The following is a 22,628-nucleotide window of genomic DNA, read 5'->3' on the forward strand; positions in this document are numbered from 1 at the left end:
TTATTATTTATTTACCACAATTTTGAATAATCTGTTCAGCTCTTTCTTTTCCCCAAGTAGGAGCAAAAGGAATAGTTGATTTTTGTACTTCAAACAAATTTAATGCTTTCTTGACAGCTTCACACTCTTTACTAATATCTTGATTAAAATATTTCTTACTACCCATTTGAAATTCTGCTATCCCCATTGCAGCACGAGGGTTCGTGGGATCCAATTGGATTGCTTTTTCATACAAAGCCATAATCGTTGGGCTTAATGTTTTTGCTTTTGTCATAGGATCGGTTGTTAAATCGGCGATAAGGTTCATTGCTTTCAACGTTAACCACTCCGAATTATTTTCCTGCGCACTATTTTCTAATAGATGCTGCGCACTACTAATTAATGTTGCCTTTTCCTCCATATCATTAGTGGCAAAAGCGGACGTTGTCAATACAAGAGCTTGATAATAGACTGGAATCCAATTTTCCTTTTCTACTTGAGAGACGCGTTCGAATTGCGCAGCTGCTTCGGTAGATTTATCCGATTTCCAAAGAGTCAATCCCTGCTGCATTCCTTTTTCATAAGCTGACTGTGCAAAAGCTGTGGTCGAAAATAAGAAGACCAATGCGGTGATTAAAGTTTTCATATTATATTTTTTAGTTGTTTCAAATTTGATCATTTACAAAAAAGTTTACTATTTAAATAAACCCAATTGTCGATTTTTAAGGATGAATCGTTATTTATAAATTATCCAGTTGATTCTCTTTTTTGTTGGAGGATATCGTCCAGAAAAATCCAACAAAAATAAATCGTTTGGCTGTAGGTGTAATCGCTAAGCGATTGTAAATACCTTGTTGATTGGGTTGTTCTGCATATTGATATCCATATATAGGACTACTTCCTAAAATATTGCTAATCGAGAAATGTATTATCTTCTGTGGAGAGATTAAATAAGACCAACTCCCAGAAAGCATATTGTAACCCTTAGTCTTACCCTGCATATAAGAAGCCTGATTACGATCGTCAAAACTTCTTCCTGATAGATAGTTATCCGTTAAGCTGATTTGAGAGTGTAGCGAGTTGATCCAATATTTAGCGACCACGGAAAATGTATGTCTGAAAACATAAGACGGTACCACCGATAGAGGAGCATCTCCTTCATTGCGTTTAGTATCCGTAAAAGCATACGATATCCAATATTGTAAATTCTTGATGGATTTATTGTCACGTAAAAAAACATCTAAGCCTTGTGCATAACCCTCGCCTTGATTATTAAAATTCGTTTCATTCGTTATCGTTCGTGTAGTGTATTTAATCAGGTTGTTATAGTTCTTTCTATAGGTTTCTAATCTAAGAGTCCGACCATTTTTCTCGTAATAATAATTGAGAATGTAATGTTGTGCTTCTGACCATTTTAGATGCGGATCATAAATCAGAACCTCCTGTGGTCCTTGTTGATGAAAATCACCATAGGCAAAAGAGAATTGGCTATGAGGATTCATCAAATAACCTATCGAAGCCCTTGGTTCAACGATAAAGGACTGTTCGTTACTTTTAGTTCCTCTAAGACCCAATTTGGCAATGACTTTTTTCGTCAATGCATATGTAGTTTCTGTATATGCCGCTACAACAGATGATTGTAATTGAAAAGTTTTTGTTGCAGATGGATTTATAAAATCCTGTTTGTAATTGGTGAAAAAGTAGTCTATACCTAAGGTGCTTTTTAGCTTATTGTTCCAAGACTTGTTCAGTTTTTCTTTAATATGGAGTGCTGTTTCCTGATGAGGCATACCCATACTGTCTGCGTAGAGTTTATCGTTTAAATAACCGAGACCTATCCCCGATTGTAAATTCCATCGATTGCCAAGTTGTTGCTCATAGTTGGTATTCCAATAGATATTTTTTGCTGTTTTTTTAACTAATATTGGTTTCGCGTAATTGCTATTGGCTTGGTATAAACCCATATCCTCGAAATTGAAAGACGTGTACATACTTATAAACCCAGTGTTCAACTTTTGACGATATATGAGTTCTCCAGAAGCATTTTCATAAGGCTTTGTCCAATCAATATTTGGTGTGATGATTTTACTGTATGGCTTAAGATTGGTATATGAAGTATTAAATGTTAATGATTTTGTCTTCCAGTTTTGAGTATTGCTTAAGCCTAAGCCTACTGAAGAAATGGAAATTTCCGATTTATTCTCTTCAATTTGATTCGGTGTATTAAGAATCAACACACTGGATAGCGCATTTCCATATTCCGCTGAATAGCCTCCAGTTGAAAAGTTGACACCTTTGAATAAGAAAGGAGAAAAACGTCCCCTTACAGGAACGTCATTCGGAGAAGAGCTGTAAGGTTGAGCTACTCGAATCCCGTTGATGTAGGTTTGTGTTTCAGATGCATTACCACCATGTACCATCAATCGACCATTTTCACCAGCAACCTGTGCTCCTGGTAACGTCGCTAGGGCACCAAAGATATTACCCATACTTCCAGCCGTGGAGACGATATCCAAGGGTGTCATGACCGTATTTTTCCCATTGTCGCCAGCTTGTAATAAACCTGCTTGGATTACGACTTCATCCAATTGCTTCGCTAGTTCATCGAGTTGAATCAGTATTGGTTTATTTTGAGAAAGATCAATAGTGATTGATTTAGATTCTCTTCCTATCGCGGTAAATTTTAATATTTTGATGCCACTTTCAGTCGTCTCGAAAACAAAGTTTCCAAGTGAATCTGTAGTCCCTCCATCATAAGTGCCTTCAATAAAGATATTGGCATAGCGGACGGCTTTTTTATTTTTGTCAATGACCTGACCATGTATCTGTGTTTGGGCAACAGCATGTAGAGAACAATAAAGGAGTAAGAATAATATAAATTTCATGATCTTCTAATTTTCCTGTGAAAATCAGAAGAGTAGCCAGAAGTTACAAATAAGAATTGACCAACTGTTGCATTATAGAGATGGACTGTATTTTTTTGAATATTTTCTGTTTATATGGTTACTGCTTTTATTGTATAATGATGATAGATTCCAAATATTTTTAATGTAAATGTCTTATTTTGATTTTTTTATTTGATTTAAGAAAATAGTCTATTACATTTGAGGAACAATGTCGACTTTGTAGCTCAGCTGGTAGAGCAATTGACTCTTAATCAATGGGTCGAGGGTTCGAGCCCCTCCGAGGTCACATCAGAAAAGCTTTTCCAAATGGAGAGGCTTTTTTGCTAAAAGACATTTGTTTATTTACTATTCGAAGGGTTCCTTAAATAATAGATGGAACTTGAAGTAATCATATTCCTATAGGTTTTATAAATTTAACGCATGAAGCTTATTATATTTGATTTAGACGGAACTTTATTGGACACTTTACAAGACTTGGGAGATAGCTGTAATACTATCCTTCAGCGATATGGCTATCCAGCACATCCTATTGTCTCCTATAAAAAATTTGTAGGAAATGGGGTAAGAAACCTTATTGAACGTGTATTGCCTATAGAAGCCCGAACCAACGAAACCATTGAACTTTTGTTAACATCATTCAAAGAATTTTATGAAAAAAATGCAAATCAACAGACCCAACCCTACCCAGGAATTATTCCTTTGTTGCAAACACTTAAATCAAATAAGTATTTGATCTCTATAGCATCTAACAAATATCACGAGGCAGTGCTTCCGTTGATAGACAGATACTTTCCTGAAATTGAATTTGACTTGATTTTAGGGCATAGAGATGGTCATGCACCCAAACCAAATCCAGATATTGTTTTAGAAACACTTCAGATATTGGGTATTCAAGCTTCAGATTGCTATTACGTAGGAGATTCATCCGTAGATATGGATACAGCTAATCATTCAGGAACATGTGCCATTGGTGTGACTTGGGGTTTTCGGGATGAGGTTGAGTTAAGGGAGCATGGAGCAGTTCATATTATTCATAGACCACAGAAATTGTTAGATATTATTGATTAATGATGATTGGGGAAAGAAGAGTAAGTAACTTAATAAAAGGAACGTAATCAGGAATGCTGCAGGATACCCTTTTTGGGAGTAATATATCTGATGAAGTGATCTTATTTGACATCCAAGAAGATACCGTTAGTAATGAGATGATTATTCGTTCATTTTTTTATGCGGAAACCAAACGTTTTTAATCATTAATTGTTTAGCATGTAAACTAATGGTTATTGTTTGTATTTTAGCTACATGAATATAAAAAAATTTGCTTTCATTTTTATTGGGTTATTGTTTTGTTTACGCTTAACAGCGCAAAATAAGACAATGGGAGAGCACAATAATTGGATATTCGGACCATCCGTTGGTTACCAATATCAAAGCGGAAATTTCCTCAAAGCTTCTGCCTGGGGATTATTTGCTCCCAATGCAACACAGTATATGAAAATTGATGCTGGGGCTAACTTTACATGGATGTTGGGAAAAACAACAGTTATACCAGAATTGGGATTTACTTACTATTTGAATGATTTTGTATTATTTCCATTCGTGAAGGCAGAATTAACCCCATATACAGTAACCCCTAAAGTTGGAGTCAGTATATTTTCTATCTTGGATATAGGTGTTGGCTATGGATTTGATATCAACACCAAAAAAGATTTTAAACCAATTGATGGAGCAACCCTTTCAGTAGGTTTGAATATTCCTTTAAATTTTCATATCTACTAAATTGCGTTCAGTGAAGAGTTTTATCGTTATTTTTTTATTTACATGGACTATAATTGGTTTTTGTTCTCAAGTAAAAGCTCAGGATATGCTATATGGGCCATCTGTAAGTTATCAATATCAAAAAGGAAGTATCGTGAAGACAGGAGGTTATTTTGCCTTTGCTTTTCTAGGAGAGAATATATTGAAAACAGATGTTACGGCCAACTTTACTTGGACACAGAATAAATTTGACGTTATCCCTGAAATAGCACTTTCTTTTTACCCAGAAACCTGGGCGGTGGCACCGTTCTTAAGGGCTGAAGCAACACCCTATACATTTACCCCAAAAGTAGGTGTCAGCCTCGCAACATTGATTGATTTAGATCTTGGATATGGATTTTCTATTGCAGACAAAAAGGGTTATCTTCCAATGAAAGGTTTTGCAGCTTCTCTTCGTTTTAATATTCCTTTAAACTTTAAGCTTAATATGTAAGGTTCTACTACATAAGAATCTGATTAATTTCCATAAAAAGTTTAGGTTATTTAACCAATCAATAGGATTGATTTAAAATTTTAAGCTCCTTGCAAAAGTAGAATGGAAATTGTTGTTTTGTATAGCAAATCCGATTCTTTAATTATTCATGAAAGATTTTACTCAATTACAGCAACCAACAGGTCGAATCATCCACACTAAGGGGCAAGACTATCTTTTTTTTGGTGGTACTGCATATCTCGGTTTGTTAGTCAATCCCAAATATCTGGATCTTTATATGGAAGGAATTCGTACATATGGATTGAATAATGGAACTTCTAGGAACAATAATATCCAATTGGACATCTTTGATATTGCGGAAAAAACTGCTGCAAAGCGTTTCGGTTTTGAAGATGCAATGATGATTTCAAGCGGATATTTAGCCGCGCAATTAGCCGTGAAATCTCTTTCTTCATTTGGAGAGTTGTTATATGCACCGAATTGTCACCCGGCATTGTGGCTCGATAAGAATCCAGATGTAAATGGAAATCATGAATTATGGTTGAAAGAAATTGTGCTTAAAATAAATAGTTCGGATCAGGATTCCTTTGTGATTGTGAGTAATGCTTTAGATAATCTGACGCCATCCCATTATGATTTTAAAGAGTTATTGGCAATTGATTCCCATAAAAAGATTGTTTTACTCCTTGATGATTCACATGGAATAGGAATTGTTCGTGAAAATCAAGTCTCAGCTGATGTATCCATATTTGAACAAACGCATATTGAGGTTGTCGTGTTGGCTTCTATGGCAAAAGGATTGGGAATTGATGCAGGTATTATTTTATCATCCAATAAGTACATGCGGCAAATGCGAAAATCGCCTTTTTTTACAGGAGCCTCCCCTGCTTCACCCGCAGGACTACACGCGTTCACCTATGGAGAAAAGGTCTATTTGGATCAGTTTGAAAAGTTGCAACATAATATTCAACTATTTTCTTCTTTGATTGGCAATCGCGTAAAACATATCGATCATTTTCCTGTGTTCACCTCTGAAGATCCAAAATTGTATCAACAATTGGAACAGAATGGATTTTTAATCTCCAGTTTTCCATATCCTTTGGAAACAGACCCTCCTTTGAACAGAATTGTCTTAAGCAGTTTACATGTTTCCGATGATTTGAAAAAATTAGCGGAGGTAATTAACGATTAAGAATAAAGTCATAGGCTTATCATTTGTTTCACGTGGAATGATAAAAAGTGAAATTAAACATTTGATATTCAGTAATAAAGTGTATTTTTGTGGCTCTTTGAAAAATAAGTTTAGCGGTTGTATATGGCTAATCTGTTGTAAATGATCTCTTTTGGAATTATTTTAAAATAAAAAAAAAGGTAAAATAATTTCCAAACCTCATTTTAAAGAGATACTTTTGCAACCCCAAAGTATATTTGGTTAAAGGTTGAGAAATAAATAATTACAGTAAAATTGATATGACTAAAGCAGAAATTATTGCAGAAATCTCTAACAAAACTGGCTTAGAGAAAGTGGATGTTCAAGAAACCGTAGAGGCATTCTTCAAGGTTGTTAAAAACGCAATGGTGGGTGGTGAAAATGTATACGTAAGAGGTTTTGGAAGCTTTGTTGTGAAGAAAAGAGCTGAAAAAACAGCTAGAAACATTTCTAAAAACACAGCAATCATTATCCCTGAACATTTCGTTCCTAGCTTCAAACCAGCAAAAGTATTTGTTGAGAAAGTGAAAAACGGCAATAAATAATCTTAAAAATAGATTAAAATGGCAAAAACCAAACAAATAATTGTAGTCGGCGTAGTTGTTGCATTAGTTGCGGTACTATTCGCTCAGCCTATCAAAGGTTTGGTAAACAAGGAAAAAGAGTCAGCTCAAACAGAGCAATCTTCTTCTGAAATTAATTTGGAGAATGTATCGTTAATGACAAAACAAGGGTTAGATGCAAATTTAATCAAAGATATTTCCGATATTGAGACCCAAATTGCAAAGTCATCCGGTGAAGAAAAGATTTCTTTACTTCAAAAGTTGGCTGGAAAGTGGGATGATTTGGCAAAACCAGCTCCTCAAGGATTCATATATGAAGAAATGGCTAAAATTTCTCCAAAGTATGAATACTGGTTAAAGGCAGGTAACTCTTATCGTACTGCTTACACAAATTTACAAGATTCTACATTAGCACAAGCGTTGACGCAAAATGCAATTCGTTCTTACGAAGCTGCTTTGAAGCTAAATGCCGCTAGTTTAGAAGCGAAAACAGGCTTAGGAGCTGCTATGGTATCGGGTACGAATAACCCAATGGCAGGAATTGCTTTACTACGTGAAGTTGTTCAGGCGGACCCTAAAAATGTAGAAGCAAACAAAACTTTGGGATTGTTTTCATTACAATCTCGTCAGTTTGATAAGGCGATTGATCGTTTCAAAACAGTAATTGAATTGAAACCAGATGCTGAATCTTACTTTTATTTAGCCACAGGCTATGAAAATATTGGGATGAAAAGCGAAGCTGTTGCTGCTTTTAAACAAAGTAAACAACTTGCTGCAGACCCTTCCCTCTCACAATTTATTGATCGTAAGATTGAGGAATTGAGTAAGTAATTAATTTATTAGTTTATAAACATTTAAAAAAATTAGCTATGCCAAGCGGAAAAAAAAGAAAAAGACACAAAATGGCTACTCACAAACGCAAAAAACGTTTAAGAAAAAATAGACACAAGAAAAAATAGTCTTTCTTGGATAAAGCTTCGCCAAGTTATTGAAGTATGAAAATACGGTAATAATAACGCTGAAGTTTGATAATCTACACGTAATTTGTTGCGTGTAGATTGTTTTTTTATAAAAAAACGTTCTTTAAGTGTTTAATCAGATACAATAAAATTAGCAGGGTATGCTAATTTGTATCGTAAATATGTAGCTGTTGGTAAAGGAATTAATTATCGATTCTACTCCTGAAAAAGGAGTTACTATTGCTTTGCTACAAGATAAGCAGCTTGTTGAACTAAATAGGGAAACGGTTAACAATAATTTTTCAGTTGGAGATATTTATCTTGGGCGGATTAAGAAAATTATGCCGGGATTAAATGCAGCATTTGTAGACGTAGGATACGAAAAAGATGCTTTCCTCCACTATTTGGACTTAGGTCCTCAAGTTCAATCTTTGCTTAAACTTACTCGAATAGTAAAGAATGGCAGTTATCAAGAGAAACTGCTGAATAGTTTAAAGCTTGAAAAGGACATCGATAAGGCTGGTAAGATATCTGATATCTTAAGCAAGAATATGCTTTTACCAGTTCAAATCGCAAAAGAACCAATATCAACAAAAGGACCTCGTTTGAGCTCCGATCTATCTATCGCAGGTAGATTTGTCGTACTGGTACCTTTTTCAAGCGCAGTTTCCATATCCAAGCGAATCAAAGGAAGTAACGAACGTACACGCCTAAAGAAAATTGTCGAAGGAATAAAACCTCCTAATTTTGGAGTGATCATCCGGACAGTATCAGAAGGTAAGGGTGTCGATGAGCTTCAGAAAGATTTATTGGATCTAATCTCTAAGTGGGAACTATTTACCAAGCGCCTTAGGACAGCGGAACCTCCTCAAAAAGTACTAGGTGAAATGGATAGAGCTTCTACCATTTTACGCGACTTATTGACTGATGAATTTACACATATTCATGTAAATGACCCAGTTATATATGAAGAGACGAAATCTTATGTTCAAGACATCTCTCCTGATCTAGAAAAAATTGTTAAGCTTTATAAACATAAAGAACCAATTTTTGATCATTTTGGGGTTGAAAAGCAAATCAAAGCTGCCTTTGGGAAAACTGTTACACTTCAAGGTGGTGCATATCTCGTAATCGAGCATACTGAAGCACTTCACGTGATTGATGTAAACAGTGGTAATCGTTCTGCTAATAAAGAGAACCAAGAAGACAATGCGCTCTTGGTCAATATGGAAGCAGCAAAAGAAATTGCGCGTCAATTGCGCTTAAGAGATATGGGAGGTATCGTGGTAATCGATTTTATCGATATGCACAAACCCAATCATAGAAAAGAGCTGTACAGCTTCTTAAAAGAGTGTATGGCAACGGATCGTGCGAGACATACAATATTGCCTCCAAGTAAATTTGGATTAGTGCAAATTACACGTCAACGTGTCAGACCAGAAATGAATATTGTTACAAACGAGAAATGTCCCGCTTGTGCTGGTACTGGGGAAATCCGATCAAGTATTGTCCTGATGGATGATATCGAAAATAATTTAAGTTTTATTCTTCAAGAACAGAATGAAAAAGGAATATCACTTTGTGTACATCCTTATATCGCCGCCTTTATTAAGTCTGGCTTTATTTCTAAAAGAATAAAATGGTTTTTGAAGTATCAAAAATGGATTAAGGTTATTCCAGTTACTTCATATTATTTAACTGAATTCCGTTTCTTTAATGCGAAAGACGAGGAAATTAAGTTATAATCGAAAGAAATTTGAAAGGGTTGATCATGTGATCAACCCTTTTTTGTTTTTAATCGCTTGCTCAAAAGCTAAACAATCCAATTAATTTTTATACCGTCTTTTTCCATTTTTCGAAAATAGGTCATTTGTCTTTTAGCGTAACGATGAATTTCCGTTTCTAATTTTCTATAAAACTCTTCGTAGTTTAATTGTCCTAAAATGTATTTGGATACATATTTATATTCTAAACCATAATAGTGGAGTTCTTCATGCGAGATACCTCCTGCTAATAAAGATTGCACCTCTTCTATCAATCCTTCTTGAAGCCTTTGATGTAATCTTTTTGATATTTTGTGCCTTCTTGTTGCCACATCTGGATTTATCCCAATAACAATACAGTTTAGATTCTCACTGCATGTTGTAGTCATGGGATTGTGCTTAAGCCATTCTAAAATTTCTATACCACGAATGATTCTTTTTTTTGTAGATAGATCAATATAAAGATCATCAGGTTTTTGATAATTTGCCAATTGATCTAAAAGCTCGTTTCTGTCTAGTTGATACAAAGATTCTTTAAAGCCTGCTTGAGAGGGGATTTGTGCGTATTTAGTACCTTGAATAATGCTTTGTAGATATAGCCCAGTACCTCCACATAGAATGATTCGTTTTTTCTTGTGCAATAAAGATTGATATACTTGCTGAAAATCTTCTATGAATTGGCCCAAATGATACTTTTCTCCTGGTTCACAGATATTGATAAGATGATAGGAAATATTTTGATATTCGGATAAGTCTTTGCCTGTTCCGATATCCATTCGTCGATATACTTGACGAGAATCTGCGCTGATGATTTCAGCATCTAGTTCTTTTGCTATTTGGACTGCTAATGCTGTTTTTCCAGAAGCAGTAGGTCCTAAAATAACAATAACCTTCTCCTTTGGCAGATCGGTAAGTGCCAAAGAAGAAAGTAAAGTTTGTTGTTCATTTATCACACAACAAATTTAGTCCATTTTTCAGAACCATTATTGTTGTTGACTACATTTTCTATAAAAGCCATCCCTCTCACTCCTTCATGTACTTGAGGGAAATCTTGCATTTCTGCGGTTGGCGTTCTTCCTTCGAGTTTTGCAGATACTGTTTGAGCAAAATTACGATATATATTACCAAAAGATTCTAATAAACCCTCTGGATGTCCAGACGGAATACGTGTATTGTGAGTTGCAAATGAACTTAACTGATTAGGGCTATTGTAAGCATTTCCTGTTCGGAATACTTGACGTGGCTCGCCTAACATTTTAATGATCAAATTATTTGGATCTTCATTAGCCCACTCTAAACCTCCATTTTCACCATAAATACGGATTCTTAATGCATTCTCTTCTCCTGCTGCAACTTGAGAAGCCCAAAGCATTCCTTTTGCACCCTCTTCAAAGCGTAATAAAACAGAACCATCATCATCTAAATACCGACCTTCAACAAAAGAAGTCAAGTCAGCGCATAATTCTGTGATTTTTAATCCTGAAATGTATTCTGCAAGATGAGCAGCGTGAACACCAATGTCACCCATAGCTAAAGATCGACCAGATTTTTTAGGGTCTGCACGCCATGCCGCACCAGCATTCCCTTCCCGTTCGGTCAATTTACTTAACCATCCTTGTGGATATTCAACAACAACTTTGCGAACTTTTCCGAAATGACCAGCTTTTATCATCGCCTTTGCTTGTTTTACCATCGGATAACCCGAATAGGTATGTGTTAAGCAAAGTGTTTTGTTCGTTGATTTGACAATCTCTTCAAGAGATTTAGCCTCTTCTAATGTTAATGTCATCGGTTTTTCAATAACTACATTAAAGCCATGCTCCAAAGCCATTTTTGCAGGAGGATAATGCATAAAATTGGGCGTTACAATCGTTAGAAAATCCATACGTTCTCCCTCTGGAAGCTGACTTTCTTTTAGAATCATTTCTTCATAATTCTCGTAGCAACGATTTTCAGGAATGAATAGATCTTCTGCAGACTGTTTGTTGATTTCAGGATTGATACTGAATGAACCACATACAAGTTCGATTTTACCATCCATATTTGCTGCGATACGGTGTACGGCTCCAATGAAAGCATCGTTGCCACCTCCGGCCATACCCATTCGTAGTTTTCTCTTCATGTGATATATTTTAATTTGTTCGATTTAGATGAATCACAATATACAAAAAATGATTTTATTTTATAGTAAGAATCATTTTCAAGCTACCTAAATTTTCTTTTAAATAACCCTGTGGAAATTCTTTTTCCAGTTCCAGATATTGATTTTCATCTCTAATGAGGGTTCGGAAATCATCATGTACCCAAAATTTGAGGGGTGCAATTTCTGATTTTTTAGTAAAACCAATTTTTTCCAATGCTGAATCTTGGCTCCAATCTTTATCGGTATATGTCATGATGTCGCTAGGATGAAAATCTCCAATAAAAGCTTTAATGAGCTTGCTAATTCCCCCAACGACATTATAACCAAGTTTGTTGCAGAATCGGATTAACTCAAAAGAACGATAATGTTCAATATTTAATTCTGGCATTTTTCGCCCACCACTAAATACGGCTAAGGAAATAAGTTCACCATCTAAAAATAAACCATAACGATATTTTCCTGGCATCGCTCCTTGTAAGTGATTTTCCGCTAAAAAATCTATGGTGGTTTTTTTATCTACTCGGGCAACAACAGTTTGCCTAGCATAAGCTTTTTTCTGATGAAGAGCAATAGCAAGAATTCTCTTGACAATAATGTCATATTTGCTGTAAAGTATATCTTCATCAATATGAATCGTTTTTTGACCTTCGAACGGCACCCGTTGGGGAATATTTCTTCCATAAAGCTGAATAATAAATGGAAGTTGCTCACATTTTATTACTGTAAGTGAAGGTGTCACCTCATTTACAAGAAGTTCATGAGTTAAATTCTTTTGTAGGGAATCACAAAAACGTTGACGTAGTTGATAGTAGAGATCAGTCATTTTTCAAAAACAAAAATATGATTTATTAGGTACAAACTCTGGTTTTCGAATGAATTTTAATGCTTACCTTTGTTTTTCAAAAAAAAATAATAGTATGAAACTTCCAATTGTGGCTTATGGTGATCCAGTATTGCGTAAGGTAGCAGATGAAATAGATGAAGATTATCCAGATTTGAAGCAACTGATTGCTGATATGTTTGAGACGATGTATGCAGCTCATGGTGTTGGCTTAGCAGCCCCACAAGTAGGCCTGCCTATTCGTCTTTTTGTCATTGATGCAACACCTTTTGCTGAAGATGCTGAAGAAGAAAAAGCAGTTTTAGCTTCTTTCAAAAAAGTATTTATCAATCCCATTATGGTTGAGGAAACTGGAGATAAATGGGCATTTAGTGAAGGCTGTTTAAGTATTCCTGATATTAATGAAGATGTAATGAGACATCCAAATATTAAAATTAATTATCTGGATGAGAACTTTGAAGAGCATGAGATTGATTTAAATGGTTTGGCAGCTCGCGTCGTACAACATGAGTATGATCATATTGAAGGGAAACTGTTTACAGATAAATTGTCAACGTTGAAGAAAACAATGTTGAAAGGAAGACTAGATGCAATTTCTAAAGGAATGATCCGAGTTGCTTATAAAATGAAATTCCCATTGCAAAAGAAAAAGCGTTAATCACATTAACGCTTTTTCTTTATCCACCCACAATGGGGAGCGAAAACTTAAATTTTACGGCTAAGATACGAACCATAAATACTAAGAGTGCACTGAGAAATGCATTTATATTGTCGTCAATGCCAAAATAACGTAATGTAACAAAAAGAATCGCTCCGGATAAACATGCTGTTGCATAAATTTCTTTTCTAAAGATTAAGGGTGTCTCATTCATTAATGTATCTCGAATAACTCCCCCCATTACCGCTGAGAACATACCTAGAATAACTGCTGCAATAATAGAGCTTTCGTAGATCAGAGATTTTTGTAAACCCACAATAGTAAAAAAACCAATACCTATTGCATCAAAGAGTGTCAATGTTCTCGAAAACTTATCTAACTGATTATTGAGAACTACGGAGAGAAAAACACCAACGAATATAGCGATTAAATAATTTCCATCATCGACCCATATTGGACGAAGGTTTAAGAAAATATCCCGTAGTGAACCTCCTCCAATAGCCGTTACAAATCCAGTAAAGGTAGCGCCAAATATGTCAATTTTTCTGCGATTGGCAGCCATGGCTCCCGAAATAGCAAAAAACATAGTGCCTAATAAATCGCTGTAATAGATATAATTGACTGTTGCCATTTATTTATGTTGATCAAAGTATTGCTAGCAAAGGTATGATTTTATTGAAAATTTAATTGTTAGCCTTCCTTTTCATACTTTAATTTTGTTTGAATTTATAAAGAATAGCTTTTTCTTTATTTCCTGCTTCAGTGCTAATGTAGAGATTATTCTGACTGTCAAAAGCTATCCCTTCTGGTTGTTCAAACAAGTTAGCGTTTAGTGGTTCAACTGCTTTTACCTTCCAATCTTGATCTGTGATGACAAGAACCTTATTTGCAGAAGAAAGAATATACCACTCATTTGTAGCTGGGTTTTTGGTTAGTGCAGAGGGTTTAAATGACTTCGAAAATTTATAATCAAAACCATTTAGGTCTTTATTCGCTATTTTGAAAACTCCCTTTGACGTTAATGTTCCTGTGTCACCTATCGATAAGATATATCCCGAAGTATTAGACTCTTTTTTATCTCCTTTACATTCTTTGCAAAGTGCATAAATTAGATTGCTTTCTATATCAATAGCCAAGCTTTCATATTCTCCTTTTGGCAGTAAATCTTGTTGAGTTGCTACATTTTTTATATCATCTTTTTCTGTAATAGGAAAAGAATAGATCGTTCCATTGCTTTTTAATATATAGATATGCGTGTTATTTGCAACGATGTCTTCATAATCTCCATCTTTCAGAAACGGAGTCGATTTGATCTGCTGATCTTCCATATTTAATGAAAATAACAATCCTTTCTCATCTTGTACAGCATAGATATATTGATCATCATTAGGCAAAAATGTAATACCGGATATTTCTTTTAAATCTTCAGGTAAGTTTAGGACTTCCCCTGCGTCCAAACGATATGGAACAGATAACACCTCATTTGTTTCTGGCATTTTTGAGTTATTTGACGTTGAAGTATTGGTTTTTGGATCTTTATTTGGGTTACATGCAGCCAAAATGTTAGCTGTTAAGCTTAAAACTACTATAATGGATTTCAATGTATGCATGCTGTATGTTCTTTGTAGATAAGAAAATGTAGATAATCGAATACTTGCTGATAAATTTTCACGATCCATATCCAATTAATTATATATAAATGTATTTTATTTTTTGAAAAAACTCAAATTATAAAACATTGTTTGTTCTAAAATGAGAACGAATATAATATTCATACATTATATATAAGATCTTTATTGTAGATAAATAATAGGAACTGTTTTGATGTTTTGGTTGCCTTTGGGAACTTTTCGGGGCAGGTTGTTATGCCCGCTACTTGGAGAGCCTCTTTTTACAGTATCTTTTCTCTGCGAGCGTTAACCCTGCAGGCTGTTCCTGCTGTATCTGCGAATAATATCCTTATCCAAAGGAAACAAGCCACAGTAGGATATTGCAGCCAGGAATAACCTTATCTCGGATCAACGGTCTATTTTATGCTCCACGGCCAAAATTAATCGTTCAATGTTACAGCCAGTTAAGGTTAATATTAAGAAATAAGTCAGAAAAGGTTAGGAAGTGAGGCTAAGAAGTTGTTATCTTTGCACCACTCCGCAAGGGAGGAAGGGTTGTTCCGAGAGGAACGGCATTGAAAAAAGAAGGGTTTAAGCTTGCTTGAACGCAGAAATCTGAGGAGAAGCGATAAAAAATAAATTTAGATTTATTTTGGAATTTCGGAAAAGATTTCTACCTTTGCAGTCCCAACGGAAACGAAGGGAATAAAACAAGAAAAGATCGGGGCGCAATGCCGAAGATATAAAAGCAGAAGCGTGAAGCGGATGCGAAGCAAGTTCTTTAAAAATATAATCATGTAACGTAACGAGTAGTGTTGAGAAACAGCGAAAGTTAAAAAAATCAACCTGTCAATTTTAGAATTAGAAATAAAAATACAAGACAATTCTATTTATTATAAATAGTCTTGATCTTACCCTTCATTTTACAATGGAGAGTTTGATCCTGGCTCAGGATGAACGCTAGCGGCAGGCCTAATACATGCAAGTCGGACGGGATTGGGATCAAAGCTTGCTTTGGTTCCATGAGAGTGGCGCACGGGTGCGTAACGCGTGAGCAACCTGCCCATATCAGGGGGATAGCCTCTCGAAAGAGAGATTAATACCGCATAACATCATTTAACGGCATCGTTGAATGATCAAATATTTATAGGATATGGATGGGCTCGCGTGACATTAGCTAGTTGGCGGGGTAACGGCCCACCAAGGCTACGATGTCTAGGGGCTCTGAGAGGAGAATCCCCCACACTGGTACTGAGACACGGACCAGACTCCTACGGGAGGCAGCAGTAAGGAATATTGGTCAATGGAGGGAACTCTGAACCAGCCATGCCGCGTGCAGGATGACTGCCCTATGGGTTGTAAACTGCTTTTGTCCAGGAATAAACACCTCTACGTGTAGGGGCTTGAATGTACTGGAAGAATAAGGATCGGCTAACTCCGTGCCAGCAGCCGCGGTAATACGGAGGATCCAAGCGTTATCCGGATTTATTGGGTTTAAAGGGTGCGTAGGCGGTCTTATAAGTCAGTGGTGAAATACGGCAGCTCAACTGTCGCAGTGCCTTTGATACTGTAGGACTTGAATACACTTGAAGTGGGCGGAATAAGACAAGTAGCGGTGAAATGCATAGATATGTCTTAGAACTCCGATTGCGAAGGCAGCTCACTAAGGTGTGATTGACGCTGATGCACGAAAGCGTGGGGATCAAACAGGATTAGATACCCTGGTAGTCCACGCCCTAAACGATGATAACTCGATGTTGGCGATACACAGTCAGCGTCCCAGCGAAAGCGTTAAGTTATCCACCTGGGGAGTACGGTCGCAAGATTGAAACTCAAAGGAATTGACGGGGGCCCGCACAAGCGGAGGAGCATGTGGTTTAATTCGATGATACGCGAGGAACCTTACCCGGGCTTGAAAGTTAGTGAATGATCCAGAGACGGATCAGTCCTTCGGGACACGAAACTAGGTGCTGCATGGCTGTCGTCAGCTCGTGCCGTGAGGTGTTGGGTTAAGTCCCGCAACGAGCGCAACCCCTATGTTTAGTTGCCAGCACGTCAAGGTGGGGACTCTAAACAGACTGCCTGTGCAAACAGCGAGGAAGGTGGGGACGACGTCAAGTCATCATGGCCCTTACGTCCGGGGCTACACACGTGCTACAATGGATGGTACAGCGGGCAGCTACATAGCAATATGATGCTAATCTCTAAAAGCCATTCACAGTTCGGATTGAGGTCTGCAACTCGACCTCATGAAGTTGGATTCGCTAGTAATCGCGTATCAGCAATGACGCGGTGAATACGTTCCCGGGCCTTGTACACACCGCCCGTCAAGCCATGAAAGTTGGGGGTACCTAAAGCATGTAACCGCAAGGAGCGTGTTAGGGTAAAACCGATAATTGGGGCTAAGTCGTAACAAGGTAGCCGTACCGGAAGGTGCGGCTGGAATACCTCCTTTCTAGAGCATTCGGAATTGAAGCTCGTTACGTATACACATGGTTAATATTAAGAAAACAAAGATGAACATTTGAAGAAATGTGCCCGTCCCTTTAGGATGGTCCATTGAGAGATGAAGAATGATAAGCTAGTCCCGTAGCTCAGTTGGTTAGAGCACTACACTGATAATGTAGGGGTCAGCAGTTCAAATCTGCTCGGGACTACCATCTAAGATCAGAGATGAAAGATAAGAGACAAGAGACAGAGTAAATAGTCTCGGATCTCGGCTCTGAACTCTGCTGTCTACACAAAGGGGAATTAGCTCAGCTGGCTAGAGCACCTGCCTTGCACGCAGGGGGTCATCGGTTCGACTCCGATATTCTCCACATCTCTGGATATGAGACGATAGATATGAGACAAGAGACACTTATGGGCAACCATACCAGATCTCAAATCTCCCATCTCTGATCTCACATCTAGAAGAAGAGTTCTTTGACATATTGAAAGAAAAAAAATTACAAGAGAAGACAACAGTAGAGACCATACTGTGGTGTGCTTGATGTATTGAGAAGACCCTCGGTCAAAAGCCGAACGGATCGATGCGTAGCACCATGGTTATATATCAAAAGCAACCCATAGTAGCAAAAGGGCTATGAGGTGAAGAAAGTAAATAAGGGCACACGGGGGATGCCTAGGCTCTCAGAGGCGATGAAGGACGTGATAAGCTGCGATAAGCTTCGGGTATTAGCAAATGTGATTTGATCCGAAGATTTCCGAATGGGGCAACCTAGCATACTGAAGGTATGCTGTATAAAACGCGAACGCGCTGAACTGAAACATCTAAGTAGGCGTAGGAGAAGAAAATAATAATGATTTCCCAAGTAGTGGCGAGCGAACGGGAAAGAGCCCAAACCGGTGATGTTACGGCATGACCGGGGTTGTAGGGCTGCGATGTGGCATTAGCAGACAGAAGTGGAATGGGATGGGAAGCCCAGCTATAGACGGTGATAGCCCGGTACACGTATAGAAAGCTAGCCTAGCAGTACCCTGAGTACCGCGGGGTCGGAGACGCCCTGTGGGAATCTGTCAGCACCATCTGATAAGGCTAAATACTCCTGAGAGACCGATAGTGAACTAGTACCGTGAGGGAAAGGTGAAAAGAACCTCGAACAGAGGAGTGAAAAGAACCTGAAACCGTGTGCTTACAAGCGGTCGGAGCTGGCGGGTCCAGTGACGGCGTGCCTTTTGCATAATGAGCCTACGAGTTACTCTTGTCTGGCAAGGTTAAGCGGTTCAGCCGCGCAGCCGAAGCGAAAGCGAGTCTTAATAGGGCGCATAGTCAGATGAGGTAGACGCGAAACCTTGTGATCTACCCTTGGGCAGGTTGAAGTTGCAGTAACATGTAATGGAGGACCGAACCGATAAACGTTGAAAAGTTTCCGGATGACCTGAGGGTAGGGGTGAAAGGCTAATCAAACTGGGAAATAGCTCGTACTCCCCGAAATGTTTTTAGGAACAGCGTCGGCATGGAGTCTTATAGAGGTAGAGCTACCGATTGGGTGCGGGGGAGTCAAATCCTACCAAATCCAGACGAACTCCGAATGCTATAAGATATGGCCGGCAGTGAGGCTTTGGGTGCTAAGGTCCAAGGCCGAGAGGGAAAGAACCCAGACCATCAGCTAAGGTCCCTAAATATACGCTAAGTTGAACTAACGAGGTCCGGTTGCCCAGACAGCTAGGATGTTGGCTTGGAAGCAGCCATTCATTTAAAGAGTGCGTAACAGCTCACTAGTCGAGCGGCCGGGCGTGGATAATAAACGGGCATCAAGTGTATTACCGAAGCTATGGATTTGCAGCATAAGCTGCATCTGGTAGGGGAGCATTCCATGTGGGGCGAAGCGGCCTGGTAATGGACCGTGGACCGTATGGAAAAGCAAATGTAGGCATAAGTAACGATAAGGCGGGTGAGAAACCCGCCCACCGAAAGACTAAGGTTTCCTGATCAACGCTAATCGGATCAGGGTTAGTCGGGGCCTAAGGCGCATCCGAATGGAGAAAGCCGATGGACAACTGGTTAATATTCCAGTACTTTTTATAACTGCGATGTGGTGACGGAGTAGTGACACTGCCGCGGACTGACGGAATAGTCCGTTAAAAGGCGTAGGTATAGGGACGGTAGGCAAATCCGCCGACCCTGCTGAGACCCAATAGTACAGCAAAGCTTCGGTGGCGCTGATAGAGCAGGTAAACAGACTTCCAAGAAAACCCGCTAAGCTTCAGGTTATAAAAACCCGTACCGTAAACCGACACAGGTAGTCGAGGAGAGAATCCTAAGGTGCTCGAGTGAATCATGGCTAAGGAACTCGGCAAAATGGCCCTGTAACTTCGGGAGAAGGGGCGCTTCCTTGTAGCAGTACAAGAAGCCGCAGTGAAAAGGCCCAGGCGACTGTTTAACAAAAACATATGGCTTTGCAAAATCGAAAGATGAGGTATAAGGCCTGACACCTGCCCGGTGCTGGAAGGTTAAGAGGGGATGTCATCGCAAGAGAAGCATTGAATCGAAGCCCCAGTAAACGGCGGCCGTAACTATAACGGTCCTAAGGTAGCGAAATTCCTTGTCGGGTAAGTTCCGACCTGCACGAATGGTGTAACGATCTGGGCGCTGTCTCAGCCATGAGCTCGGTGAAATTGTGGTATCGGTGAAGACGCCGATTACCCGCAACGGGACGGAAAGACCCCATGCACCTTCACTATAGCTTAACATTGGAATTGGGTACAGGATGTGTAGGATAGGCGGGAGATGTTGAAGTGGCTTCGCCAGGAGTCATGGAATCAACCTTGAAATACCGCCCTTTCTGTATCCGGTTTCTAACTCCCCGATGGGGAGGACATTGTTTGGTGGGTAGTTTGACTGGGGTGGTCGCCTCCAAAAAGGTAACGGAGGCTTTCAAAGGTAAGCTCAGTACGCTTGGTAACCGTACGCGGAGTGCAATGGCATAAGCTTGCTTGACTGTGAGACCGACAAGTCGACCAGGGTCGAAAGACGGACATAGTGATCCGGTGGTTCTGTATGGAAGGGCCATCGCTCAAAGGATAAAAGGTACGCTGGGGATAACAGGCTGATCTCCCCCAAGAGCTCATATCGACGGGGAGGTTTGGCACCTCGATGTCGGCTCGTCACATCCTGGGGCTGGAGAAGGTCCCAAGGGTTGGGCTGTTCGCCCATTAAAGTGGCACGCGAGCTGGGTTCAGAACGTCGCGAGACAGTTCGGTCCCTATCTGTTGTGGGCGTTGGAAGTTTGAGTGGATCTGTCCTTAGTACGAGAGGACCGGGATGGACTGACCGCTGGTGAACCAGTTATGCCGCCAGGTGTACGGCTGGGTAGCTACGTCGGGAATAGATAAGCGCTGAAAGCATCTAAGTGCGAAACTAGCCACGAGATGAGACTTCCTTATAGGGCCGTAGCAGATGACTACGTTGATAGGTTGCAGGTGTAAAGGTAGAGATACCATAGCTGAGCAATACTAATCACCCGAAGCTTTCTCAAGCAACGCATACACTGTTGTCTTCCTCTTTGATTTTTTCTTTCAATTGTCTATAGATTAGATATGAGACGATAGATATGAGAGACCTAGATTTTCCGAAAGGAATGATCTGACCTCCGATCTGATGTCAAATATGAGACTTAAGATAAATACATGGGCGACCATATACTATCTCAAATCTCCCATCTCAAATCTAATATCTAAAAAACATTTTAGGTGCCTATATCGGCGGTGTCTACCTCTTCCCATTCCGAACAGAGCAGTCAAGCCCGCCAGAGCCGATGGTATTGCCGTAACAGGTGGGAGAGTAGGTCGGTGCCTTTTTTTATACAAATAGCCTTTTAATAAGGCTATTTCGCTTTTAATCTGATTTGTTTTACATCAATTTAATTGATTCAAAATATTTTAGGTGTCTATATCGGCGGTGTCTACCTCTTCCCATTCCGAACAGAGCAGTCAAGCCCGCCAGAGCCGATGGTATTGCCGTAACAGGTGGGAGAGTAGGTCGATGCCTTTTTTTATACAAAAGTTCTTAAGATTATAATCTTAAGGACTTTTTTCGTTAGATATAATTGTTATGATATTTATTTTTCCCATTATCATAACATTATTACGAAATTCCCAATAGATACTCATTTAATTTCTTTAAACTTGAATTGTTGCATACATATTGCGCATTTAAGTATTCTATTCTCAGTTATGAAAATTAAATATATTGTCTTTGCACTCTTAATACTTTTATTTGGGTATTTGGTTTGGCAAAGAATTGCAAAAAACAAGGAAAAGGCTGGTACACCAACTGCGGGAAAAGGTAAGGAGACTACAATGGCTGTATACGGTGCTATCATTAGTACTGAATCATTTGCTGATAATTTGAGTTTAACAGGAACAATAGAACCTGATGAACAAGTCGAAATTCGTTCGGAGGTCTCCGGGTTAATCGAACAATTAAACTTTTCTGAAGGAAATAAAGTGAGCAAAGGTGCTATCCTAGTTAAGATTGTTGCATCTGATTTATTAGCGCAGTTGGAACAAGCTAAAACGAGAACTCAACTAACTTCTGAGAATGAAAGAAGAGCGAAACTATTACTTGAAAAAGAAGCTATTAGCCAAGAAGAATATGATATTGCAAGTGCGGATTATCGAACCGCTAAATCACAAATAGCTTATATTCAAGCGCAATTATCAAAGACATATATTAGAGCTCCTTTTTCGGGAACTATTGGCCTTCGATCTGTATCCAGAGGAGCTTATATAATGCCGACTACAGATATTGCTAAATTGGTGAAATCGGATAGAATCAAATTATCTTTTTCTATTCCGGAAAAGTACGTAAATAGAATAGCAGTAGGTAAGCAGGTTTCATTCACTATTCCAGATTCTAAAGAAGCATTCGAAGCTAAAATCTTTGCAATAGATCCTGCTGTTGATTTGAATACTCGAACATTACTAATCAAAGCCATAGCAGACAACGGACATGATAAATTTATGCCAGGTATATTTGCTAATGTAATTTTGCCTTTGGAAACTATTAATGATGCTTTAATGGTACCATCAGAAGCATTAATTCCAATTCAAAACGGAAAGAAAGTTTTTATTGTGAAAGAAGGAAAGGCTAGAGAGGTTATTGTAGAAACAGGTGGAAGAACGAAAGATAAAGTCAATGTTTTATCAGGTCTGACAAGTGGGGATACCGTACTAACAACAGGAATTATGTCTCTGAAAGATGATGTAAAGGTAAAGGTTACATTACGTTAATTGGCTAT

At 38.5% G+C, this 22,628-nt stretch carries 17 protein-coding genes, 3 tRNA genes and 4 rRNA genes; 17 read left to right on the top strand and 7 right to left on the bottom strand.

Annotation, left to right across the window (positions count from 1 at the left end):
• Nucleotides 1-7: 7 nt before the first annotated feature.
• Together LZQ00_RS16215 and LZQ00_RS16220 are read right to left on the bottom strand one after the other, a co-directional pair.
• Nucleotides 8-625: a hypothetical protein gene (locus LZQ00_RS16215; protein ID WP_234510303.1), complete on the bottom strand. Its 618-nt coding sequence runs from the start codon at nucleotides 623-625 to the stop codon at nucleotides 8-10.
• Between the two features lie 94 nt (nucleotides 626-719).
• On the bottom strand, nucleotides 720-2,864 hold the full coding sequence (locus LZQ00_RS16220; RefSeq protein ID WP_234510304.1) for a TonB-dependent receptor: 2,145 nt from the start codon (nucleotides 2,862-2,864) through the stop codon (nucleotides 720-722).
• 234 nt (nucleotides 2,865-3,098) lie between these two features.
• On the opposite strand from LZQ00_RS16220, the gene LZQ00_RS16225 reads away from it, so the two are divergent.
• The 9 genes from LZQ00_RS16225 to LZQ00_RS16265 all read left to right on the top strand — a co-directional run bounded on the left by LZQ00_RS16225 (nucleotide 3,099) and on the right by LZQ00_RS16265 (nucleotide 9,613).
• Nucleotides 3,099-3,171 (top strand) — tRNA-Lys (locus LZQ00_RS16225).
• Nucleotides 3,172-3,305: 134 nt separating this feature from the next.
• Entirely contained in the window at nucleotides 3,306-3,953 is a 648-nt protein-coding gene (locus LZQ00_RS16230; RefSeq protein WP_234510305.1) for an HAD family hydrolase, read from the top strand.
• Between the two features lie 53 nt (nucleotides 3,954-4,006).
• A complete protein-coding gene (locus LZQ00_RS18475) occupies nucleotides 4,007-4,135 on the top strand; it encodes a hypothetical protein (protein ID WP_262910915.1) in 129 nt (42 codons plus the stop codon).
• Nucleotides 4,136-4,187: 52 nt separating this feature from the next.
• Entirely contained in the window at nucleotides 4,188-4,664 is a 477-nt protein-coding gene (locus LZQ00_RS16235; protein ID WP_234510306.1) for a hypothetical protein, read from the top strand.
• A 10-nt stretch (nucleotides 4,665-4,674) separates the two neighbouring features.
• Nucleotides 4,675-5,136, top strand: a complete 462-nt coding sequence (locus LZQ00_RS16240) for a hypothetical protein (RefSeq protein ID WP_234510307.1) — start codon at nucleotides 4,675-4,677, stop codon at nucleotides 5,134-5,136.
• A 148-nt stretch (nucleotides 5,137-5,284) separates the two neighbouring features.
• Nucleotides 5,285-6,328 (top strand): aminotransferase class I/II-fold pyridoxal phosphate-dependent enzyme, encoded by a 1,044-nt coding sequence (locus LZQ00_RS16245; RefSeq protein WP_234510308.1) that lies wholly within the window; start codon nucleotides 5,285-5,287, stop codon nucleotides 6,326-6,328.
• Nucleotides 6,329-6,606: 278 nt separating this feature from the next.
• Entirely contained in the window at nucleotides 6,607-6,891 is a 285-nt protein-coding gene (locus LZQ00_RS16250; RefSeq protein ID WP_021189241.1) for an HU family DNA-binding protein, read from the top strand.
• Nucleotides 6,892-6,909: 18 nt separating this feature from the next.
• Entirely contained in the window at nucleotides 6,910-7,740 is an 831-nt protein-coding gene (locus LZQ00_RS16255; RefSeq protein WP_234510309.1) for a tetratricopeptide repeat protein, read from the top strand.
• Nucleotides 7,741-8,059: 319 nt separating this feature from the next.
• Entirely contained in the window at nucleotides 8,060-9,613 is a 1,554-nt protein-coding gene (locus LZQ00_RS16265; RefSeq protein WP_234510310.1) for a ribonuclease E/G, read from the top strand.
• A 68-nt stretch (nucleotides 9,614-9,681) separates the two neighbouring features.
• On the opposite strand, the gene miaA is transcribed toward LZQ00_RS16265, so the two are convergent.
• Genes miaA through LZQ00_RS16280 form a run of 3 tightly spaced genes read right to left on the bottom strand, consistent with a single transcriptional unit; the run spans nucleotide 9,682 to nucleotide 12,597 of the window.
• Entirely contained in the window at nucleotides 9,682-10,584 is a 903-nt protein-coding gene (gene miaA / locus LZQ00_RS16270) for a tRNA (adenosine(37)-N6)-dimethylallyltransferase MiaA (RefSeq protein ID WP_234510311.1), read from the bottom strand.
• A complete protein-coding gene (locus LZQ00_RS16275) occupies nucleotides 10,581-11,753 on the bottom strand; it encodes a Gfo/Idh/MocA family protein (protein WP_234510312.1) in 1,173 nt (390 codons plus the stop codon). The genes miaA and LZQ00_RS16275 overlap by 4 nt, the downstream gene beginning before the upstream one ends.
• Nucleotides 11,754-11,808: 55 nt before the next feature.
• Complete coding sequence (locus tag LZQ00_RS16280) at nucleotides 11,809-12,597, bottom strand: hypothetical protein (protein ID WP_234510313.1); 789 nt, start codon at nucleotides 12,595-12,597, stop codon at nucleotides 11,809-11,811.
• 94 nt (nucleotides 12,598-12,691) lie between these two features.
• Here LZQ00_RS16280 and def point away from each other — a divergent pair, with 94 nt between their 5' ends.
• Nucleotides 12,692-13,273, top strand: coding sequence for a peptide deformylase (def, locus tag LZQ00_RS16285; protein WP_234510314.1), 582 nt, complete (start codon nucleotides 12,692-12,694; stop codon nucleotides 13,271-13,273).
• Nucleotides 13,274-13,292: 19 nt separating this feature from the next.
• On the opposite strand, the gene LZQ00_RS16290 is transcribed toward def, so the two are convergent.
• Both LZQ00_RS16290 and LZQ00_RS16295 read right to left on the bottom strand, forming a co-directional pair.
• Entirely contained in the window at nucleotides 13,293-13,904 is a 612-nt protein-coding gene (locus LZQ00_RS16290) for a trimeric intracellular cation channel family protein (RefSeq protein WP_234510315.1), read from the bottom strand.
• Between the two features lie 79 nt (nucleotides 13,905-13,983).
• Nucleotides 13,984-14,952 carry an SdiA-regulated domain-containing protein gene (locus LZQ00_RS16295; protein ID WP_234510316.1) on the bottom strand — a complete coding sequence of 323 codons (969 nt, stop codon included), beginning with the start codon at nucleotides 14,950-14,952 and terminating at the stop codon, nucleotides 13,984-13,986.
• An 856-nt stretch (nucleotides 14,953-15,808) separates the two neighbouring features.
• Here LZQ00_RS16295 and LZQ00_RS16300 point away from each other — a divergent pair.
• From LZQ00_RS16300 to LZQ00_RS16330, 7 genes are all read left to right on the top strand, one after another.
• A 16S ribosomal RNA gene (locus LZQ00_RS16300) occupies nucleotides 15,809-17,338 on the top strand.
• Nucleotides 17,339-17,466: 128 nt separating this feature from the next.
• Nucleotides 17,467-17,543 (top strand) — tRNA-Ile (locus LZQ00_RS16305).
• 85 nt (nucleotides 17,544-17,628) lie between these two features.
• Nucleotides 17,629-17,702, top strand: a tRNA-Ala gene (locus LZQ00_RS16310).
• 274 nt (nucleotides 17,703-17,976) lie between these two features.
• Nucleotides 17,977-20,864: ribosomal RNA gene (locus tag LZQ00_RS16315) — 23S ribosomal RNA — on the top strand.
• A 210-nt stretch (nucleotides 20,865-21,074) separates the two neighbouring features.
• Nucleotides 21,075-21,186 (top strand): 5S ribosomal RNA (gene rrf / locus LZQ00_RS16320).
• 81 nt (nucleotides 21,187-21,267) lie between these two features.
• A 5S ribosomal RNA gene (gene rrf, locus LZQ00_RS16325) occupies nucleotides 21,268-21,379 on the top strand.
• The 16S, 23S and 5S rRNA genes sit together here with 2 tRNA genes alongside, the layout of an rRNA operon.
• Before the next feature lie 182 nt (nucleotides 21,380-21,561).
• Nucleotides 21,562-22,620 carry an efflux RND transporter periplasmic adaptor subunit gene (locus tag LZQ00_RS16330; RefSeq protein WP_234510317.1) on the top strand — a complete coding sequence of 353 codons (1,059 nt, stop codon included), beginning with the start codon at nucleotides 21,562-21,564 and terminating at the stop codon, nucleotides 22,618-22,620.
• Nucleotides 22,621-22,628 lie beyond the last annotated feature (8 nt).

The sequence above is a fragment of the Sphingobacterium sp. SRCM116780 genome, from assembly GCF_021442025.1.
Taxonomy (GTDB): Bacteria; Bacteroidota; Bacteroidia; order Sphingobacteriales; family Sphingobacteriaceae; genus Sphingobacterium.

What these genes read in the sequence shown, in the direction of transcription:
- LZQ00_RS16215 (WP_234510303.1), bottom strand. Translation starts at nt 625, where the DNA reads ATGAAAACTTTAATCACCGCATTGGTCTTCTTATTTTCGACCACAGCT.
- LZQ00_RS16220 (WP_234510304.1), bottom strand. Translation starts at nt 2,864, where the DNA reads ATGAAATTTATATTATTCTTACTCCTTTATTGTTCTCTACATGCTGTT.
- LZQ00_RS16230 (WP_234510305.1), top strand. Translation starts at nt 3,306, where the DNA reads ATGAAGCTTATTATATTTGATTTAGACGGAACTTTATTGGACACTTTA.
- LZQ00_RS18475 (WP_262910915.1), top strand. Translation starts at nt 4,007, where the DNA reads ATGCTGCAGGATACCCTTTTTGGGAGTAATATATCTGATGAAGTGATC.
- LZQ00_RS16235 (WP_234510306.1), top strand. Translation starts at nt 4,188, where the DNA reads ATGAATATAAAAAAATTTGCTTTCATTTTTATTGGGTTATTGTTTTGT.
- LZQ00_RS16245 (WP_234510308.1), top strand. Translation starts at nt 5,285, where the DNA reads ATGAAAGATTTTACTCAATTACAGCAACCAACAGGTCGAATCATCCAC.
- LZQ00_RS16250 (WP_021189241.1), top strand. Translation starts at nt 6,607, where the DNA reads ATGACTAAAGCAGAAATTATTGCAGAAATCTCTAACAAAACTGGCTTA.
- LZQ00_RS16255 (WP_234510309.1), top strand. Translation starts at nt 6,910, where the DNA reads ATGGCAAAAACCAAACAAATAATTGTAGTCGGCGTAGTTGTTGCATTA.
- LZQ00_RS16275 (WP_234510312.1), bottom strand. Translation starts at nt 11,753, where the DNA reads ATGAAGAGAAAACTACGAATGGGTATGGCCGGAGGTGGCAACGATGCT.
- LZQ00_RS16280 (WP_234510313.1), bottom strand. Translation starts at nt 12,597, where the DNA reads ATGACTGATCTCTACTATCAACTACGTCAACGTTTTTGTGATTCCCTA.
- def (WP_234510314.1), top strand. Translation starts at nt 12,692, where the DNA reads ATGAAACTTCCAATTGTGGCTTATGGTGATCCAGTATTGCGTAAGGTA.
- LZQ00_RS16290 (WP_234510315.1), bottom strand. Translation starts at nt 13,904, where the DNA reads ATGGCAACAGTCAATTATATCTATTACAGCGATTTATTAGGCACTATG.
- LZQ00_RS16295 (WP_234510316.1), bottom strand. Translation starts at nt 14,952, where the DNA reads ATGGATCGTGAAAATTTATCAGCAAGTATTCGATTATCTACATTTTCT.
- LZQ00_RS16330 (WP_234510317.1), top strand. Translation starts at nt 21,562, where the DNA reads ATGAAAATTAAATATATTGTCTTTGCACTCTTAATACTTTTATTTGGG.